Origin of the sequence: Prevotella sp. P5-126 (genome assembly GCF_002251185.1) — a bacterium.
Lineage (GTDB): Bacteria > Bacteroidota > Bacteroidia > Bacteroidales > Bacteroidaceae > Prevotella.
The window spans coordinates 1-17,748 of the sequence record NZ_NPIZ01000031.1 but is presented as its reverse complement, the minus strand read 5'-3'; the positions used below and the strand labels follow the sequence as shown (position 1 = coordinate 17,748).

General features: G+C 47.3%; 19 protein-coding genes. 9 read left to right on the top strand and 10 right to left on the bottom strand.

Annotation, left to right across the window (positions count from 1 at the left end):
* Positions 1–12 precede the first annotated feature (12 nt).
* The 10 genes from lysA to CIK90_RS02605 all read right to left on the bottom strand — a co-directional run bounded on the left by lysA (position 13) and on the right by CIK90_RS02605 (position 9,200).
* Positions 13–1,173, bottom strand: coding sequence for a diaminopimelate decarboxylase (gene lysA, locus CIK90_RS02650; protein ID WP_094464286.1), 1,161 nt, complete (start codon positions 1,171–1,173; stop codon positions 13–15).
* 74 nt (positions 1,174–1,247) lie between these two features.
* On the bottom strand, positions 1,248–2,567 hold the full coding sequence (locus tag CIK90_RS02645; protein WP_094433973.1) for an aspartate kinase: 1,320 nt from the start codon (positions 2,565–2,567) through the stop codon (positions 1,248–1,250).
* 42 nt (positions 2,568–2,609) lie between these two features.
* Complete coding sequence (locus CIK90_RS02640; protein ID WP_094391061.1) at positions 2,610–3,374, bottom strand: cell division ATP-binding protein FtsE; 765 nt, start codon at positions 3,372–3,374, stop codon at positions 2,610–2,612.
* A gap of 21 nt (positions 3,375–3,395) precedes the next feature.
* Entirely contained in the window at positions 3,396–4,043 is a 648-nt protein-coding gene (gene hisIE / locus CIK90_RS02635) for a bifunctional phosphoribosyl-AMP cyclohydrolase/phosphoribosyl-ATP diphosphatase HisIE (protein WP_094391060.1), read from the bottom strand.
* Entirely contained in the window at positions 4,040–4,798 is a 759-nt protein-coding gene (gene hisF, locus CIK90_RS02630) for an imidazole glycerol phosphate synthase subunit HisF (RefSeq protein WP_094433974.1), read from the bottom strand. The genes hisIE and hisF overlap by 4 nt, the downstream gene beginning before the upstream one ends.
* A gap of 33 nt (positions 4,799–4,831) precedes the next feature.
* Positions 4,832–5,566 (bottom strand): 1-(5-phosphoribosyl)-5-[(5-phosphoribosylamino)methylideneamino]imidazole-4-carboxamide isomerase, encoded by a 735-nt coding sequence (hisA, locus tag CIK90_RS02625; protein ID WP_094391058.1) that lies wholly within the window; start codon positions 5,564–5,566, stop codon positions 4,832–4,834.
* The gene (hisH, locus tag CIK90_RS02620) at positions 5,563–6,198 is read right to left on the bottom strand and encodes an imidazole glycerol phosphate synthase subunit HisH (RefSeq protein ID WP_094433975.1); all 636 of its coding nucleotides are present in this window, start codon (positions 6,196–6,198) and stop codon (positions 5,563–5,565) included. The genes hisA and hisH overlap by 4 nt, the downstream gene beginning before the upstream one ends.
* Before the next feature lies 1 nt (position 6,199).
* Positions 6,200–7,066, bottom strand: coding sequence for a formyltetrahydrofolate deformylase (gene purU / locus CIK90_RS02615; RefSeq protein ID WP_094391056.1), 867 nt, complete (start codon positions 7,064–7,066; stop codon positions 6,200–6,202).
* Positions 7,067–7,488: 422 nt separating this feature from the next.
* On the bottom strand, positions 7,489–8,034 hold the full coding sequence (locus CIK90_RS02610; RefSeq protein ID WP_094464285.1) for an FHA domain-containing protein: 546 nt from the start codon (positions 8,032–8,034) through the stop codon (positions 7,489–7,491).
* A complete protein-coding gene (locus CIK90_RS02605; RefSeq protein WP_094464284.1) occupies positions 8,031–9,200 on the bottom strand; it encodes an SPOR domain-containing protein in 1,170 nt (389 codons plus the stop codon). The genes CIK90_RS02610 and CIK90_RS02605 overlap by 4 nt, the downstream gene beginning before the upstream one ends.
* Before the next feature lie 159 nt (positions 9,201–9,359).
* Between CIK90_RS02605 and CIK90_RS02600 the strand changes: the two genes are divergently transcribed.
* From CIK90_RS02600 to CIK90_RS02560, 9 genes are all read left to right on the top strand, one after another.
* Positions 9,360–10,676: a UDP-glucose/GDP-mannose dehydrogenase family protein gene (locus CIK90_RS02600; RefSeq protein WP_094391053.1), complete on the top strand. Its 1,317-nt coding sequence runs from the start codon at positions 9,360–9,362 to the stop codon at positions 10,674–10,676.
* Positions 10,677–11,483 carry a DUF4738 domain-containing protein gene (locus tag CIK90_RS02595; protein WP_094464283.1) on the top strand — a complete coding sequence of 269 codons (807 nt, stop codon included), beginning with the start codon at positions 10,677–10,679 and terminating at the stop codon, positions 11,481–11,483. It abuts the gene before it with no gap.
* Positions 11,484–11,498: 15 nt separating this feature from the next.
* Positions 11,499–12,257 carry a nitrilase-related carbon-nitrogen hydrolase gene (locus tag CIK90_RS02590; protein WP_094464282.1) on the top strand — a complete coding sequence of 253 codons (759 nt, stop codon included), beginning with the start codon at positions 11,499–11,501 and terminating at the stop codon, positions 12,255–12,257.
* 78 nt (positions 12,258–12,335) lie between these two features.
* Positions 12,336–13,706: an SLC13 family permease gene (locus CIK90_RS02585; protein ID WP_094464281.1), complete on the top strand. Its 1,371-nt coding sequence runs from the start codon at positions 12,336–12,338 to the stop codon at positions 13,704–13,706.
* Between the two features lie 35 nt (positions 13,707–13,741).
* The gene (gene pfkA, locus CIK90_RS02580; protein WP_094391049.1) at positions 13,742–14,719 is read left to right on the top strand and encodes a 6-phosphofructokinase; all 978 of its coding nucleotides are present in this window, start codon (positions 13,742–13,744) and stop codon (positions 14,717–14,719) included.
* A 52-nt stretch (positions 14,720–14,771) separates the two neighbouring features.
* Positions 14,772–15,296, top strand: coding sequence for a nitroreductase family protein (locus CIK90_RS02575; protein WP_094391048.1), 525 nt, complete (start codon positions 14,772–14,774; stop codon positions 15,294–15,296).
* On the top strand, positions 15,266–16,069 hold the full coding sequence (locus CIK90_RS02570) for a Rossmann-like and DUF2520 domain-containing protein (protein ID WP_371595899.1): 804 nt from the start codon (positions 15,266–15,268) through the stop codon (positions 16,067–16,069). Before CIK90_RS02575 ends, CIK90_RS02570 begins: the two co-directional genes overlap by 31 nt.
* Positions 16,066–16,584 carry an HAD family hydrolase gene (locus CIK90_RS02565; protein ID WP_094438921.1) on the top strand — a complete coding sequence of 173 codons (519 nt, stop codon included), beginning with the start codon at positions 16,066–16,068 and terminating at the stop codon, positions 16,582–16,584. The genes CIK90_RS02570 and CIK90_RS02565 overlap by 4 nt, the downstream gene beginning before the upstream one ends.
* Positions 16,585–16,819: 235 nt before the next feature.
* Positions 16,820–17,395, top strand: a complete 576-nt coding sequence (locus CIK90_RS02560; RefSeq protein WP_094439047.1) for a Maf-like protein — start codon at positions 16,820–16,822, stop codon at positions 17,393–17,395.
* Positions 17,396–17,748: the final 353 nt, after the last annotated feature.

Genomic DNA, 17,748 nt, shown 5'->3' with positions numbered 1-17,748 from the left:
GTGTTATGGTATTTATAGATCTTCGCTCATGTAGCTTTTCGGCAGTTGGCGGCAATTGTATTGTGAAGCCATGATTTCTCCATAAGCTCCAGCAGACCGGATGGCAATCAAGTCACCACGATGGCATTTGTTGAGGTCTATCTGTTTGGCAAATACGTCGCTTGACTCACAGATTGGTCCTACCACATCGTAGGTGTCGGCAGGTTCTTCGCTCGAAATGTTCTCTATCTTATGATAGGCTTGATAGAGGGCAGGGCGGATGAGGTCTGTCATTCCAGCGTCGATGATGGCAAACTGCTTGACGGCGCCTTGTTTTATATATAAGGTACGCGCGATGAGCGTTCCACATTGTGCGACTACGGCACGACCTAACTCAAAATGTAGGGTTTGTCCTGGACGCAAGCGCAACTTTTTGGCATATACGTTGAAATAATCCTGGAAATTGGGAATGGGGACTCGGTTGGGGTGTTGGTAGTCGATGCCGAGACCTCCGCCCACGTTGACGTTTTCTATCTGGATGTGGTGTTTTTCCAGTAGGTCCTGCAGTTCGTTGATTCTGTTGCAGAGCGCTTCAAAATCGCCCATGTCGAGGATCTGGCTTCCGATGTGGAAATGGAGGCCTACAAATTTCACGTTGTTGAGTTTGGCTGCTTCTTCGATGCTTGCCAGCATGTCGTCCATGGCAATACCGAATTTATTTTCAGCCAGTCCGGTGGTGATATTGGCATGGGTGTGTGCTCCTACGTTAGGATTGATGCGAAGGGCAATGCGAGCCACCTTTCCCTTGGCGGCAGCCAGTTCGTTGATAACCTCTAATTCGGCAATACTCTCCACGTTGAAAGCGAAAATATCTTTGTCGAGTCCGAGGTTGATCTCCCAGTCGCTCTTTCCTACGCCCGCATAGACAATTTTAGAGGCAGGGAATCCTGCTTTGAGAGCTGCTTCTATTTCGCCGCCACTCACGCAGTCGGCTCCCAGTCCAGCCTCTCTGATGATGCGGAGCAGGTATGGGTTTGCATTAGCTTTTACGGCATAGTGTACGCAGAAACCTTCATGTCGCATAGTCTCTTGACAGATGGTCTGAAGAGTCTTGCGCAACAGTTCTGTGTCATAGTAGTAGAAAGGGGTGCGGAGTTGTTGAAATTTATGGGTGGGAAATTGTCCTTTTGTCATTGTGTTGTCTATTTTGCATTTCAGGCAATCGGGAGGAGCCTTAGTAGAGAGGTCTCCTCCCTTTGTCGTTGGTTTTACTTATTGAATAAGGTATCACTTAAACTTTGAAGTGCACGTTTCTTATCTTCCTCGCGAATAAGGAATGAGATATTATAATTAGAACCACCATAGCTGACCATGCGAACAGGGATATTCTTCATGGCGTCGAGCGTCATGGTTTCGAATCCGATGTTCGACCAGTCGAGGTCACCTACCACACAGATGATGCACATGCCGGTATCTACGGTTACTGTGCCGTATTTCTTGAGTTCGTCAACGATTTCTCCAAGGTGTGCGGAGTTGTCTATTGACATGGAAACTCCCACTTCTGACGTACAAACCATGTCGATAGGAGTTTGGTAGCTCTCAAAGATTTCGAATACCTTGCGCAGGAAACCTGTTGCGAGGAGCATGCGGCTAGACTTGATCTTGATGGCGATGATATTGTCTTTTGCAGCAACAGCCTTGATTTTGCCATATTCAGTCTGGTTGGAAATGGTAGTACCTTCAGCCTCAGGATCCATCGTGTTGAGCAGACGTACGGGGATTCCGGCATATTTTGCAGGTTGGATGCAGGTGGGGTGCAGGATTTTAGCACCGAAATATGCCAATTCAGCAGCCTCTTCGAAATGGAGGTGGTGTACGGGTTCGGTCTTTTCAACGACACGTGGGTCGTTGTTGTGCATACCGTCAATATCTGTCCAGATCTGGATTTCCTCGGCGTTGATAGCTGCTCCGATGAGCGATGCAGTATAGTCAGAACCGCCACGTTGGAGGTTGTCTATCTCGCCATAGGCATTACGGCAGATGAATCCTTGGGTGATATATACCTGATTGTCAGGGTTCTTCTCCATGATGGCAGAGAGTTTCTCGCGGATGTAGGTGGGGTCAGGCTCCGAGTTTTTGTCGGTGCGCATGAAATCGAGTGCGTTGAGCAGTACAGCCTTGATACCTTGTTCTTTCATGTAGTTGACCACCATGTTGGTTGACATCATTTCACCTTGAGCCACAATGCTTTTCTCTTCAAACGAAGTGAAGAGCTCTTTGGTGAAGGAGCGCAGGTAGTTCATCTCCGATGCGATGAATTCACGGGTGTTTTGTTTCATCTCGTCGGTGGTGTAGAGTTCTTCAACATGCTTCATGTATTTCTTTTCAAGCATATTGATAACTTCGTTCGCTCCCTCCGGATTCTTCTTGTAGAGATAATCAGAGATTTCTATCAGAGAGTTTGTTGTTCCTGACATGGCAGAGAGAACGATGAAAACGGGTTCGCCTGATTTCGTAACCAGGTTGACAACTTCCTTCATGCGGCTTGGTGAACCTACCGAAGTACCGCCAAATTTCATTACTTTCATAGTGTATGTTTATTTTAATTTTGTTCTACTTTGTATTTTGCTTCAAACAGACAGGTCTTCTCGCACTTCATATCCGCTGTTGTATGTTTCCTGCGAACTGTCAGTATCGTCGGAGAGCATCATGATCTTGTTGTAATCGTCGGTAACCAGTTCGAGATGTTTTCCGCAGCAACGATAGACGATGCCAGGATAATCCTTCAGCAAAGGAATATTGTGGGTAGTCATTACCACGGACGTTCCTGTCTGTGTAACATTTCTCAGCAGCTGTATGATGTTGTTGGCTGTTTCTGGGTCAAGATTGCCTGTTGGTTCATCGGCTATGATAACCTTAGGTTTGTTGAGAATGGCGCGTGCAATAGCGATGCGTTGCTGTTCTCCGCCGGAGAGTTCGTGAGGCATTCGCTCTGTTTTTTCTGTCATTTCAACGTCTTCAAGGACTTCGCTGATGCGCTGTTCGATTTCTTCCTTATCTTTCCATCCTGTAGCTTTGAGCACAAACTGCAGATTGTCGTGAACGTTTCTGTCGCTCAGGAGTTGGAAATCCTGGAAGATAATTCCCATCTGTCGGCGCAAGGCAGGTACGTATCTGCGTTTCAATTTGCGGATATCGTGGTTGAAAACCATGGCATTGTCTGCCTCGTCCAAGTCGAGTTCGAAGTAGAGTGTTTTGAGTAGTGTACTCTTTCCTGAACCTACACGACCGATGATGTAGATGAATTCGCCCTCGTTGACATGGAAATCCACATGTTCGAGTACGAGAGACCCGTCATCTTGGCGGATGGTGGCGTTTTTATAGTCTATCAGCATATATGGAAGCTTTAAAAAGTTTTATTTCATAGTTCCTTTAGCCTTTTCTTGGCGGCGTTTTTTGTCCCAGTTGGGGTCATGGCGTTTTTGCAGTTCTGCTGCGACATCCTCGATGCGGAGTCCTTTGGCGGTAAGCATGACGAGGAGATGGTAGAGCAGGTCTGATGCCTCATAGACCAGGTGCTCGTCAGTACCGTTTGTGGCTTCTATTACTGTTTCAAGTGCTTCTTCTCCAACTTTTTGTGATATTTTGTTGATGCCTTTGTTGAAAAGGCTTGTAGTGTAAGATCCCTCAGGCATTTCCTTTTTGCGCTTGTCGATAAAATCCTGCAGTTCAGTGAGGAAAAGTATGGGACTTGTTTCGTTGTCTTCTCCCCAGCAGGTGTCGGTACCTGTGTGGCAGGTAGGTCCAACGGGATTGACTCTGACGAGGAGCGTGTCGTTGTCGCAATCGTTTTTGATGCTGACGAGATTGAGGAAATGTCCAGACGTCTCACCTTTTGTCCAAAGGGTCTGACGGCTTCTGCTCCAGAATGTGACATGACCTGTTTCGATGGTTTTCTTATAGGCCTCTTCATTCATGAAGCCGAGCATGAGCACGTTTTTTGTTGTTGCGTCCTGGATGATGGCAGGCACGAGGCCGTCCATTTTTTCAAAATCTATTTTCATAATCTTACTTTGATGCCTTGTTGGTGTAAATACTGTTTGAGTGTCGGTATGGCGATTTCGCCGAAGTGGAAAACGCTTGCTGCGAGTGCTGCGTCTGAATGTCCTTCTATGAAAGTGTCGCGGAAGTGTTCCATCGCTCCAGCTCCTCCGCTTGCGATGACGGGTATGGAGAGGTTGTCTGTGAGTTGGCGCAGGGCTTCGTTGGCAAATCCTGTTTTTACTCCGTCGTGGTCCATACTTGTGAACAGGATTTCTCCTGCTCCGCGCTCTTGTGCTTCGTGTGCCCATTCAAAGAGGTTGTGTTCGGTGCGTTCTCTTCCGCCTTTGAGGTAGCAATGCCATCCGTCCTCATCGTTGCGAGCGTCGATGGCGCATACACAGACTTGAGAACCGAATCGGTTGGCAATATCTTCTATGAGTTTCGGATTTCGCAAGGCCGCACTATTGACGCTCACCTTGTCTGCGCCGGCATAGAGCAGGCGCTCCACATCGGCAAGTTCGTTGATGCCTCCGCCGACGGTGAAGGGGATATTGATTTCCTGTGCCACCCGTGTGACCATTTCTATAAAGGTCTTGCGCTCTTCGTAGGAGGCGGTAATGTCGAGGAAAACCAGTTCGTCGGCTCCTTGCTGGCTATATACTTTAGCCAGTTCCACAGGATCTCCTGCAGCTCTGAGGTTGACGAAATTGGTGCCTTTGACGGTTTGTCCGTCTTTTACGTCGAGGCAAGGTATGATTCGTTTGGCAAGTCCCATATTATTGAATATTCTCTTGTTGTTCTTATGTTGTCATTGTGCCGAGGCGTTATGGTAAGCCATGAGTTCTTTCATGTCGATACGTCCTTCGTAGATGGCTTTTCCAAAGACCACGGCAGGGATTCCTGCAGCGTCGAGTGCTTTGATGTCGTCGAGTGAGGATACTCCTCCGCTTGCGATGAGATGCAGTTGGGGGTAAGTCTCCATGATCTGACGATAAAGGTCAATGGCAGGCCCTTGTAGTGTTCCGTCTTTTGAGATCTCTGTACATAGTACGTATTTGACGCCTGCGTCGATGTAGCGTTTGAGGAAGGGAAGCAGCGGTTCTGCAGAGTCCTCTTTCCATCCGTTGATGCTAATCATTCCGTTGCGTACATCCGCTCCGAGAATCATGCGTTCAGCTCCGTATTTCTCCAGCCATGAGATGAAGAGTTCTGGATTTGTCACGGCAATGGATCCTACGGTAACCATGCTTGCTCCATGACGGAATGCTTTCTCGATATCGTCGTCGGTTTTGATGCCTCCTCCAAAATCTACGGTGAGCTGTGTCTCTGTTGTGATATCCTGTAGTGCCTCCTTGTTGACGATATGTTTGGATTTTGCCCCATCGAGATCAACGACATGGAGGCGCTTGAAACCGAGTTTTTCAAATTCGGCAGCAACGTCGGCAGGCCGGTTGTGATAGACGGTCTTCTGGTTGTAGTCACCTTTGGTCAGTCGGACGCATTGTCCGTCGATGATGTCAATGGCAGGGATGAGTTCTATCATAGGGCCAAGAAGTTTTTGAGGATTGTTTCGCCTGTCTTTCCACTCTTTTCCGGGTGGAACTGGCAGGCATAGAAATTGTCTTTTTGAAGTGCTGCCGAGTAGGGGAGGATATAGTCTGCCACGGCAGCCGTTTGCTGACAGAGGGGAACATAGTAGCTATGAACGAAGTAGGCGTAAGCCTCTCCTTCGCTTGGTCCGAAGGTTGGTAGTCCTTTGAAGAGGGCGCAAGGCGTATCGTGTCCGGTCGTGTCGGCAGATGGCTTGATAATCTTGTTCCATCCCATGCAGGGAACTTTGTCTTCGTGATGCTGTGGGCAGAATCGCTTCACTTCTGCATCAAAGATTCCTATGCAATCGACGTTGCCTTCTTCTGAGTGGCGGCAGAGTAGTTGTTGGCCGACGCAGATGCCGAGCACGGGCTGGCGCAACGAGCGGATTACTTCGTCGAGGCGTCGAGCCTTGAGGTATTCCATGGCACCGCGTGCTTCACCTTGTCCAGGGAAGAGCACCCTGTCTGCCTGTTGCAGCGCTTCGGCAGAGTCGGTCAGCAGGGGTTCTATATCCAGTCTGCGTAGTGCGTTGACTACCGAGAAGATGTTGCCTGCATTGTATTTTACGATGGCTACCTGCATATTATGAGAATATGATTGTCTTGTTTTTGAATGTCAGAATTTTACGCTGAATATGTTTGGACACAGCATGTGAGAGCACGATTTTCTCCAAGTCTTTACCTTTCAGCACGAGGCTTTCTGGTGTGTCTTTGTGGGAGATTCGTGTCACGTCCTGTTCGATGATGGGGCCTGCGTCGAGTTCTGCTGTTACATAATGACTGGTGGCTCCGATGATCTTCACACCACGTTCCCATGCTTGGTGGTAGGGCTTTGCGCCTACGAAAGCCGGGAGGAATGAGTGGTGGATGTTGATGATATGGTTGGGGTAGGACTTAATCATATCATCGCTGATGATCTGCATGTATCGTGCGAGAACGATGAAAGTGATTTTTTCTTTCTTGAGCAGTTCCATTTCAGCAGCCTCTACCTCGGCTTTGTTGGAGTGGTCTTTCTTGATGCTCCAGACATAATATGGAATATTGAATTGCTCTGCCACATAGCGCAGGTCTTCGTGGTTGGATACGATGCATGGAATGTCAACCTCCCATTCTCCGGCTTTCCAACGTGCCAACAGGTCGTAGAGGCAATGGCTCATTTTTGATACGAAGATGGCCATTCTTGGGCGTTTGTCAGAAAAATATAGGTTGCAGGTCATCTGGTAGCGTTGTGCGTAGAGTGTGTTGATATACTCTAAAATTTTTTCGCGTGGAATCGTGAAGCCTTCTAATTCCCATTCAATTCGCATGAAGAACATCCCGTCTTGTTTGTCAACATACTGATCGAGGTATACGATGTTGCCTTGGTTGTCTGTGATAAAACGGGTCACTTCAGAGATAATGCCCTGTTGGTCGGGGCAATGTAGGAGCAGAATGGCTGTTGGTTTTTTCATTTTCTTTAAGGGTGTTTGTATCTTTGATTTAATTCCTTGCAAAGATACTGTTTTTTTGTTACATTACCAAAGGTAATGAATGAAAAATGGCTATTCTGCAATTTCTTCTGCATAATAATGCTGTTTGCATTCTTTATGTGGGTAAATGCTGGCGGTCTTTGACCTGGTCTTCTTTGCCTCGGCAAAGCTCAAAAGTGAACTTTTGACTCTGCTCTCGGCTTCGGGAAGCCGTCGGGATGGGGTCGGGATGTGGCGTTCGGATGTGGAAGGTAAATCGTAAGTATGTTTTGACGTAAATTTTGAATACGAAGATGCATATCAGGCAACCCTGTTGTATTACCTGATATGTATTATGTTTTTGTCAATAAGTAAGTTATACTTATTTGCTTGTAAAGTTCTGCGAGGTGGAAATATGACTGGGATTATTCTTCTTCCTTTTGTGGGGTGCGCAGTATAATGCTTGTTGCACCAAGGGTGAAGAGAGTTCCGTCTTCAATACGTCTGCGCTCACGAGGCGAAAGCTCTACATTGTCAACAAATGTTCCAGTATTGCTGTTGTTGTCGCTGAGTGTATATTGCAGTTCGCCACGCTTGTTGCGACTTACCGTGATGGTACAATGATTGAGGTCCACGCTTGGGTCAACAGTTTCGAAAGCTGTGTTGATAGGATTTCCTTTTTGATAGCGTCCTATGACATTATCACCCATGCGTAGTGGTAATTCTTGCTTGTAGTGGAATACGTTTTCGATCACAACAATACTTCCGCAGTCTGTTTCCAGATTGGAGAATTGTGCATTGGCAATTTCGTTCTCCTTACGTTGAGTTTCTCGGAGTTTTGAAACGCCGATTCTTATGCCAAACTGCTTTCCGCATTCGGCACATTGAAATACCAGGGATTGTCCTGCTTCGTATTTTGTTTCGTCGAACGTGATATACGCATCACATTTTGGGCAACGGATACGCTTCATACATTAGTCTTTTTATAAACCCACGCTTCGGTGAAATCATCTTCAAAGCGGAGGTTGTTGCGTTCACTATAGGCTTCGTCTTCAGTACGAAAATGTCCATAGGTCACTCTTACCACATTGTTGTGAATATAGATCTCCGTGTCTTTAAATCCACGGTCTTTGAGCTTCTTTACAAATTCTTCGGCATTGGCCTTCTTCACGCGACTTGCCAGAACCAAACAGTAGGGGCGTGCGGTATTGCTTGGACGGGTCACAGTCGGTTTCTCTGCGCTTTTTTCGCTGATAACCTCTTTTTCTATTTTACGTACCGGCTCGCTATTGAGCTCTTGCGTATTTGTGGCGTCAGCTACTGGTTCTTGAATCGTTTCCACTGCGGACTTTGCAATAGCCGGCTTGTCAGACGCATCTTTATTGACCAGTTGATAGACCATGTCTTGCTTTAGTCCTGTGATGGCTTGCGAACTATAGTTGCTGTTGGCTATGGGCGTACTCATCATGAGGAAGAGAATGACAGATGCAGCCACGGCAACGGTATTGCGAATCCACGAGAGTTTGATACTGATGGTCCGCTCTTCGTCTTCGTCTTCATCCAAGATCTCAGTAAGGGTGGGCTGGGGGATTGCAACGCTCTTTGTTTGAGTTGCGGGCGCTTGTACCTTTGGAGCAGGAACGTCGGCTTTCGCAGTTTCTTCTGTCTTTTGGTTTGTGTCGGCAAGAGAGAGGCTTTCTGTTATTGGAGCAAGGTTGAAGGTGTTTAAGCCGTAAAGGTCTGGTGTCAAAATTCCTGCTTCACAGGGTGTGAAGAGGTATCCGCCTTCATCGTTGCCTGACAGCGTACCTATTCCGTCGAGTATATATGATCCTTGTTGAGCGATTGTTTCGCGCAACTCGGCCACTTCATTCTCGATGCGTTGTATGGCTTCGGGATAGCTGATGTCGTAGGCTTCCACGTATGACTGCGCCAAGAGCGAGTCGTTCATCTTGAGTTGCGGATTGAAGCCAAGAGTTCTCATTGGCGGAATAAACGTATTGTCTGTTTCGTCAAAATGTGCGGATACATGATATGCTACGAAGCCTCCGAAATCGGGGACCACGACGCAATCGTTGTCAAGCAACAATATCTCTAAATGTCTCTTCAGTTCAATCACGTGTGCAAAATTACTCATTTTTTACGAGAATTACAAATAAAAATAAAGATAAAAGCGCTATAAAAGCAAAAAAAAATTTCCGTATTAAAAGAATAATTGTTACTTTTGCAAACATAAAACCACAAAAAAAGAGATAGGTGGCTTATGTCAGTCTCTTTATAATAATAATTAAGGAATATGAATATAGCAATTGTTGGAACTGGTTACGTGGGTCTTGTATCGGGTACTTGTTTTGCCGATACGGGAGCTAATGTGACGTGTGTGGACGTTGATGCCGGCAAAATCGAGCGACTTAAGAATGGGGAGATTCCCATTTATGAGCCCGGACTTGACGAACTTGTTAAGAAGAATGTGGCAGCCGGTCGTCTGAAGTTCACTACCGATTTGACTGCTGTACTTGATGATGTGCAGATTGTATTTTCGGCTGTTGGAACACCTCCCGATGAGGATGGTTCTGCAGACCTTAAATATGTATTGCAGGTTGCACGCACCATCGGTCAGAATCTGAATCATTATGTGGTTGTGGTTACCAAATCGACAGTTCCTGTTGGTACGGCCCGTAAGGTGCGCAAGGCTATAGAGGAAGAACTTGCCAAGCGTGGAGTGGATGTTCCTTTCGATGTGGCGTCTAATCCTGAGTTCCTCAAAGAGGGAAATGCTATTAAGGATTTCATGTCTCCCGACCGTGTAGTGGTTGGTGTGGAGAGTGAACAGGCCAAGAAGGTGCTTACAAAACTCTATAAGCCATTTCTTATCAATAACTTCCGTGTCATCTTTATGGATATTCCGTCTGCGGAAATGACTAAATACGCAGCCAATTCCATGCTTGCCACGCGTATTTCATTTATGAACGATATTGCCAACCTTTGTGAACGCGTGGGTGCGGATGTCAATATGGTACGTGCAGGAATAGGAGCAGATACCCGCATTGGACGCAAGTTCCTCTATGCAGGTTGTGGCTATGGTGGAAGTTGTTTTCCTAAAGATGTGAAGGCGCTGATCAAAACTGCCGATCAAAACGGCTATTCCATGGAGGTGCTCAAGGCGGTGGAGCGCGTCAACGAGCGTCAGAAGAGCATACTCTTCGATAAACTGAAACGTGCTTTCGACGGAGAGTCGCTTGAAGGTAAGACGATTGCCCTTTGGGGACTTTCGTTCAAGCCGGAAACCGACGATATGCGTGAGTCCACAGCACTCGTCATGATCGGATTGCTGCTTGAGGCAGGATGTACGGTTCGTGCCTACGACCCTGTGGCCATGGCAGAGTGTAAGCGTCGTATCGGCGATAGTATTTCTTATTGTCGTGATATGTATGACGCTGTACTTGAAGCAGATGCACTTCTGTTGCTGACCGAATGGAAAGAGTTTCGCTTGCCCACCTGGGGAGTGATTCGTAAGGCCATGCGACGCCCGCTGGTCATCGACGGTCGTAATATTTTTGATAGCGAGGAACTTGAAGAAAATGGATTTGAATATCATTGTATTGGTAAGTGAATGTGTAAATTGAAATATATTCTTTGTCTCGTTGTGTCTGTCTTTCTATCTGTCGGTTGTAAACAACAATCGGCTGGTCAAGTAGAAGAGCGTGCGGAAAGCAAGCAAGCCAAACAGTTGTTGCAAGGCGTTTGGATGGATCAGGAATCAGAGATGGTGGTCTTTAAGATGCAGGGTGATACCGTCTATTTTTCTGACTCTACCAGTGTGCCTGCCTATTTCCGTGTGATCAACGACACCTTGTGTATTGGCGACAACGACATCAAATATCCTATCGTCAAGCAAATGCCCCATGTATTGTGGTTCAAGAATGCCGGAGGTGACGTGGTGAAACTTGTCAAGAGTACCGATCCGGAAGACGCGAATGTCTTTAAGCGAAAACGCCACGGCAAGGTTCTTACAAGCAGACAGATCACAAAGACCGATACCGTGGTGATGTACGACAAAAACCGCTATCATTGTTATGTGGCAGTCAATCCGTCCAAATACAAGGTGACGAAAAACAGTTATAATGACGACGGACTTCAAGTGGAGAATGTCTATTACGACAATATTATCCATCTGAGTATCTTCCAGGGTTCAGTACGCGTTTATTCACAGGATTTCCGCAAACAGATGTTTGAAAAATATGTGCCCAAAGGTGTCTTGGAACAGTCGGTATTGGGAAATTTGGAATATGATAAGGTCGGTGCCGACGGATTCCGTTTCTTGGCAACCATAGGAATTCCAGATGATGCCAGTTGTTATCAGGCAGAAGTCGTTGTATCGCTGAATGGCAAAATGTCTATTAAACAAATGAATTATTGATAAGGCGTTAAAAAGATGAAAGTCACGCTGTTACAGATTGACTCTAAATGGATGGATGAACGCGGGAATATCTTGCGTGCAACAGCTCTTATGGACTCCCAGCCAGGAAGCGATTTATATGTCTTGCCGGAAATGTGGAGTACCGGATTTGTAACAGACACCATGGAGAATGTTCCAGATGAAAAGCATAGCGTGGCTTTGCAGTGGATGAAGGAAGAAGCGGCACGGCGCCGTTGTGCCATCTGTGGCAGTCTTGCCGTACGAGATGATGAAGGGGCATATCGCAACCGACTTTATTTTGTTGACGGACGCCATGACCGTGTGGCGTATTATGACAAGCATCATCTTTTCTCTTATGGCGGCGAAAACCTACATTATACTCCCGGACAGCATCACACCATTGTCGAGTATGAAGGAATGAGAATCCTTCTGCTGACCTGTTACGACCTGCGCTTCCCCTGCTGGATACGTTATGCAGACGATCGGGCGTATGATGTCATCCTCTTGGTGGCTAATTGGCCCCAAGGTCGCCAATCGGCTTGGCAGATACTTACAGCCGCCCGGGCTATAGAGAATCAATCCTATTTCATAGGAGTCAACAGGGTCGGTGACGATTTAGTCACACATTATATTGGTGGGAGTTGCGCCATTGATCCTATCGGTCGCACGATGGTTTCTCTTGGCGATACAGCAGAGGCAGTCAGCGTAGCACTCTCCCAGTCAGAACTGTTAAGAAGACGTGAAAAATTCCCTGTGCTCGATGACCGTGATTGAAATATTCTCCAAAAACGTTGCGCATTTGCTGAAAATAGCCTACCTTTGTAGTCGCAACAAAATAAAAGGCGTAAACCTATGACACTGATTATCGTACTCATGTTCGTTGCGGCATATTTGCTGATTGCCACTGGTCATTTTACCGGTGTCAACAAAGCTGCAATTGCCATGTTCCTTGGCACGGCTGGATGGGTGGTCTATGTTTGTTATGGCACAGACTTTGTCATGCAGCAACACCCTGCGGATTACCTCGAATACCTTTCAGGCCGCACTCCAAATAGTGAAACAGTCAAGTATTTCATTTGCGAGAATGTCTTCTTGAAGTATGTAGGCAAGGCTGCGGCAATCGTTATGTTCTTGTTGGCCACCATGTCGATTATCGAACTGTTGAACAACAACGGATGCTTCGATTTCATTTCCGAATGGATCCGGACACGCAACTCCAAACGATTACTGTGGACCATTACCCTGGCCACTTTCATCATCTCTGCCAATCTTGATAACCTCACCACCACTACGATGATGCTTGTCATCATGAATAATGTTTTGCAGAGCGGACGCCAACGGATGCTCGTAGGTTCTGCCATTGTGCTTGCTGCAACTTGTGGCGGATGCTTTACGGTAATAGGTGATCCCGTCGGACTTATCCTATGGGGCGATGGCGTGGTTACCGCCAGCCATTTCTCAGCCTATATGCTGTTGCCTGCCCTGATAGCCTGGATAGTTCCTACCATGCTCATCAATCGTGAGTTGCCCGACCGCCTTGATACCGAGTGGATAGCCTCTCCTTACCGTGGTGACGATACTCGTCTGAACCGTTGGCAACGATTGGTCATGCTCTTTGTGGGCATCGGCGGATTGTGGTTCATCCCAACATTTCACAATATCACCAAACTCTCCCCCTTCTTAGGCGCTTTGTGCGTCTTGAGCGTGCTTTGGCTTGTCAACGAAGCTTTCAACCGCCGATTGATGAATGCCGATCAGATGGCGCAGCGTCGCATCCCCCGTGCCTTACAATATGGCACCATCCAGCAAATCTTGTTTGTCATGGGAATCATGATGGGCATGGGTGTCATGCTTGAAACGGGAGTGCTTGGCGATATAGGCATTTGGTTGGCAGAAACATTCCATAGCAATTGGTTGCTTGGCATTGGAGCAGGACTGCTTAGTGCCGTGGCAGACTCCTTTACCGTGGGCTTAAACCATATCATGCTCTATCCTCTGGCAGAGAGTGGGGAGATGGCGGTAAACGGAGCATATTGGATGATTATGGTGTTCTCAACGGCTGTAGGCGGATGCCTGCTTTGTGTAGGATCAGTCAGCGGTGTGGCACTCATGAAGATGGAACATGTTCGTTTGGGATGGTATCTGCGCCATCTCACATCGAAAGTTGCAGTAGGATGGTTGTTGGGACTTGCCGTCTTGTGGGCAGAACTACACCTATTATAATATTAAGAAGGATAACTCATTAATACCATATTATTATGTCTAAGATTAAAACAATAGGAATACTTACATCGGGAGGAGATGCTCCCGGTATGAATGCAGCCATTCGCGCCGTCACCCGTTCGGGTATCTGCAATGGACTTAGTGTAAAAGGCATCTACCGCGGTTACGACGGACTGATCAAAGACGAAGTGAAATCGTTCACGACTGAGGATGTGAGTGGCATTATCACGCGAGGCGGTACCATCCTGAAAACTGCCCGTTCCAAGGAGTTTATGACTCCTGAAGGCATGCAGAAGGCATACGAAACATGTATCAAGGAAGAGATAGATGCCCTTGTGGTCATCGGCGGTAATGGTTCGTTGACCGGTGCACGCAATTTTGCTATGGAGTACGACTTCCCCGTAGTGGGACTTCCAGGCACTATTGACAACGACCTTTACGGTACTGACTCAACCATCGGCTACGATACTACGATGAATACCATCATGGAGTGTGTCGATCGCATTCGCGATACTGCCAACTCCCACGAACGCATCTTCTTCATCGAAGTCATGGGTCGTGACGCTGGTTTCCTTGCTCAAAACTCAGCCATTGCCTGTGGTGCAGAGGCAGCCATCATTCCTGAGGAATCTACCGATGTCGATCAGCTCGCACGTTTCATGGAGCGCGGCATCCGAAAGTCTAAGAAATCATGTATCGTCATCGTTTCCGAGAGTCCGAAATGCGGTGCGCTCTACTATGCAGACCGTGTGAAGAAGGAATTCCCTGAGTTTGACGTGAGAGTATCTATTCTGGGACATTTGCAGCGAGGTGGAAGTCCCTCCGCCCACGACCGCATCCTGGCCTCCCGTACTGGCGTAGGAGCCATCAAGGCACTGATGCAGGGCCAGCGCAATGTGATGATTGGCGTGCGCAATAACGAAGTGGTCTTTGTGCCATTCAGCGAAGCCATCCGCAGCGACAAACCATTAAACAAAGGACTGATCAAGGTGCTTGATGAACTGAGCATCTGATCTGGACGGACCTTGTTGACAATCCCATCATAATAAGTTATAAACACAGAATATGGAATTTAAGGATTTAGTACAGATGCGTCGTTCCCACCGTAAGTTTACCGAACAGGAAATCGACGGAGACGATGTAAAGACAATATTGCGTGCCGGACTGATGTCACCCACCTCCAAGGGGCAGCGCTCCTGGCAGTTTGTCGTGGTTGACGACAAGACCGACCTGGAAAAACTTTCCGACGCCAAAGATTTGGGCGGACAGTTTCTGAAGGGTGCTGCATTAGCCATTGTTGTGCTGGGTGATCCTCTGCAGAACGACTGTTGGGTGGAAGACGGTTCTATTGCTGCCATTTCCATGCAGTATCAGGCAGAGGCCCTCGGACTTGGTTCATGCTGGGTGCAGATGAGAGGCAGAGGACTTTCCGACGGTACAAGTGCCGATACGGTTATCCAGGGTGTGCTCGACATTCCCGAAAACCTTCATTGCCTCTGCATCTTGGCAGTCGGTCATAAAGCAGACGAACGCAAGCCTCAGAATGAAGACCGGCTGAAGTGGGAGAACGTACACCTCAACAAGTTCTGATGCAGATCGTATTGATTGGCGCAGGACGCCTCGCCACCAATCTTGCCGTTGCCCTCCATCAAGTGGGCCATGACATCGTGGCAGTATATAGTCGTACCATGCAGTCTGCCCAGGAACTGGCGCAGCGTGTTGGTGCGTGTCCTACCGACAGGATAGACAAACTGCCTGTTAGGGCAGACGCCTTTATCCTTTCGGTTTCCGACAATGCCCTTGAAGACATAGCCCGACAAGTGGTGAAGGGTAGGGAAGAACAAATCTTCTTTCATACCGCAGGATCCATGTCTATTGACGTGTTGGCACATGCCCGCCATTACGGAGTGTTCTATCCCATGCAGTCGTTTTCCAAGGAGCGGTTGGTCGATTTCTCAGTCATTCCCTTGTTTGTAGAGGGAAGCGACGATCAGACCTTGCAGACCGCTTTAGCCTTGGCAGACAGCATCAAGGCAAAAGTCTATCCGTTGTCCAGCGCCGACCGCCAATACCTGCATGTTGCAGCCGTCTTTGCCTGCAATTTCGCCAACCATTGTTATGCGTTGTCGGCAGAGGTGTTGCAACGTCACGGCATAGACTTCCGTGTCATGTTGCCGTTGATCGACGAGACAGCGCGAAAAGTCCATCAGCTCACTCCTGTTGAAGCACAGACAGGTCCTGCCGTTCGCAACGACATGAATGTGGTCACCCACCATCTCGATCTGTTGTCCTCTACACCTTGGTTGGCAACTATCTATGAAGAGTTTTCCAAAGACATACAACGCACAGCATTGACAAAATGATAAACTACGATTTACAAAAGATTCGAGCCGTAATCTTCGATTTGGACGGAGTTCTCTCTGCCGAAACCATCTCACTTGGTGCCGACGGAACCCCTTTGCGTACCGTCAATATCAAAGACGGTTATGCCATTCAACTGGCGGTGAAGATGGGACTCCGTGTGGCCATCATCTCAGGTTGTCTTATCGAGTCAGTACGCAAACGCTATGAAGGCCTGGGAATGACAGACATCCATCTTGGAGCATCCGTTAAGATCAAGGTCTATCAGCAGTTCAAGGAGAAATACGGACTGACCGACGAAGAGGTCATGTTCATGGGCGATGACATACCCGATCTCGAAGTGCTACGCTTGGCAGGCTGTCCTGTATGTCCGCACGACGCCTGTCCCGAAGTCAAGGCAGCCAGTCTTTATGTCAGCGACTACGATGGAGGCTACGGCTGCGGTCGCGACGTATTGGAGCAAGTATTGAAAGCACAAGGCAAATGGCTGAAGAATGAAAAAGCCTTCGGGTGGTAATTCCCTTTACTGAACTTTCGCATGTGGGGAAGTTAAGGGAAGTTAGGGAAGTTAGAGGGAAGTTAGAGGGACAAATGTCCTACGTCTTACGGCAAAAGGCTATTGTCTCTTAACTTCCCGAACGACCGTAGGGAGTGATAACTTCTTTAACTTCAATCAATTCCCTCAGTTTCGCATGTGGGGAAGTTAAGGGAAGTTAGGGAAGTTAGAGAGAAGTTAAGGGACACGACAAATGATGTTAAACAGCAAATACAAGATAATCCTTGCAAGCAATTCTCCGCGTCGTCGCGAATTACTTGCAGGCATTGATGTGGATTTTGAGGTAAGGGTAATACCCGACATCGACGAGAGTTATCCACCATCGCTTCCCGTAGATCAGGTGGCAGGATTTATCTCGCAGAAGAAAGCAGACGCCTATTTGCCGACCCTGCATGATGACGAACTTGTCATTACAGCCGATACCGTGGTTATTGTAGGACAGGAAGTGCTCGGCAAACCAGCCGATGAGGAAGAGGCCCGCACCATGTTGCACAAGCTGAGTGGTAAAACCCATCAGGTGACAACCGGAGTGTGTCTGGTTACCCGTCATCATCGCGAATCGTTTTCTGTCACTACTGATGTCACTTTCAAGACATTGTCAGACGACGAGATTGATTATTACATCCGCACATATCGTCCTTTCGACAAGGCTGGTGCCTATGGCATTCAAGAGTGGATCGGATATATTGGCGTGACTTCCCTTCATGGCAGTTACTTCAATGTGATGGGATTACCGGTGCAACGCATCTATGAGGCGCTTAATAAATGTTAATAGCACACTTATAATATGCATAAATGGTTAAAAAACGTGTTTAAAATGCATTTTGGTGCTGTCAGAGTGTTGCTATTCTGAAATTAAATTGTACCTTTGTACCACGCAACTAGTAATTTTAATCTATATTTATCATTTTCCTCGGGGGAAGCAATCTGTGAAGACGCTTCCCTTTTTCTTTATATCACATAGAAACTACAGAAATTTTTAATGTCACACGGATCACACTCTAAGTTTGCAGAAGAATGCGACGCAGTCGCATAAATGTTAAATAATCAAGGTAAAACTATGATTGCTAAAGACAGTTTCGTACCTTTGTTGTAAAAAGGTAGAATCGGTCTGTCGAAGAGGTA

What these genes read in the sequence shown, in the direction of transcription:
- lysA (WP_094464286.1), bottom strand. Translation starts at nt 1,173, where the DNA reads ATGACAAAAGGACAATTTCCCACCCATAAATTTCAACAACTCCGCACC.
- CIK90_RS02645 (WP_094433973.1), bottom strand. Translation starts at nt 2,567, where the DNA reads ATGAAAGTAATGAAATTTGGCGGTACTTCGGTAGGTTCACCAAGCCGC.
- CIK90_RS02640 (WP_094391061.1), bottom strand. Translation starts at nt 3,374, where the DNA reads ATGCTGATAGACTATAAAAACGCCACCATCCGCCAAGATGACGGGTCT.
- hisIE (WP_094391060.1), bottom strand. Translation starts at nt 4,043, where the DNA reads ATGAAAATAGATTTTGAAAAAATGGACGGCCTCGTGCCTGCCATCATC.
- hisF (WP_094433974.1), bottom strand. Translation starts at nt 4,798, where the DNA reads ATGGGACTTGCCAAACGAATCATACCTTGCCTCGACGTAAAAGACGGA.
- hisA (WP_094391058.1), bottom strand. Translation starts at nt 5,566, where the DNA reads ATGATAGAACTCATCCCTGCCATTGACATCATCGACGGACAATGCGTC.
- hisH (WP_094433975.1), bottom strand. Translation starts at nt 6,198, where the DNA reads ATGCAGGTAGCCATCGTAAAATACAATGCAGGCAACATCTTCTCGGTA.
- purU (WP_094391056.1), bottom strand. Translation starts at nt 7,066, where the DNA reads ATGAAAAAACCAACAGCCATTCTGCTCCTACATTGCCCCGACCAACAG.
- CIK90_RS02610 (WP_094464285.1), bottom strand. Translation starts at nt 8,034, where the DNA reads ATGAAGCGTATCCGTTGCCCAAAATGTGATGCGTATATCACGTTCGAC.
- CIK90_RS02605 (WP_094464284.1), bottom strand. Translation starts at nt 9,200, where the DNA reads ATGAGTAATTTTGCACACGTGATTGAACTGAAGAGACATTTAGAGATA.
- CIK90_RS02600 (WP_094391053.1), top strand. Translation starts at nt 9,360, where the DNA reads ATGAATATAGCAATTGTTGGAACTGGTTACGTGGGTCTTGTATCGGGT.
- CIK90_RS02595 (WP_094464283.1), top strand. Translation starts at nt 10,677, where the DNA reads ATGTGTAAATTGAAATATATTCTTTGTCTCGTTGTGTCTGTCTTTCTA.
- CIK90_RS02590 (WP_094464282.1), top strand. Translation starts at nt 11,499, where the DNA reads ATGAAAGTCACGCTGTTACAGATTGACTCTAAATGGATGGATGAACGC.
- CIK90_RS02585 (WP_094464281.1), top strand. Translation starts at nt 12,336, where the DNA reads ATGACACTGATTATCGTACTCATGTTCGTTGCGGCATATTTGCTGATT.
- pfkA (WP_094391049.1), top strand. Translation starts at nt 13,742, where the DNA reads ATGTCTAAGATTAAAACAATAGGAATACTTACATCGGGAGGAGATGCT.
- CIK90_RS02575 (WP_094391048.1), top strand. Translation starts at nt 14,772, where the DNA reads ATGGAATTTAAGGATTTAGTACAGATGCGTCGTTCCCACCGTAAGTTT.
- CIK90_RS02565 (WP_094438921.1), top strand. Translation starts at nt 16,066, where the DNA reads ATGATAAACTACGATTTACAAAAGATTCGAGCCGTAATCTTCGATTTG.
- CIK90_RS02560 (WP_094439047.1), top strand. Translation starts at nt 16,820, where the DNA reads ATGTTAAACAGCAAATACAAGATAATCCTTGCAAGCAATTCTCCGCGT.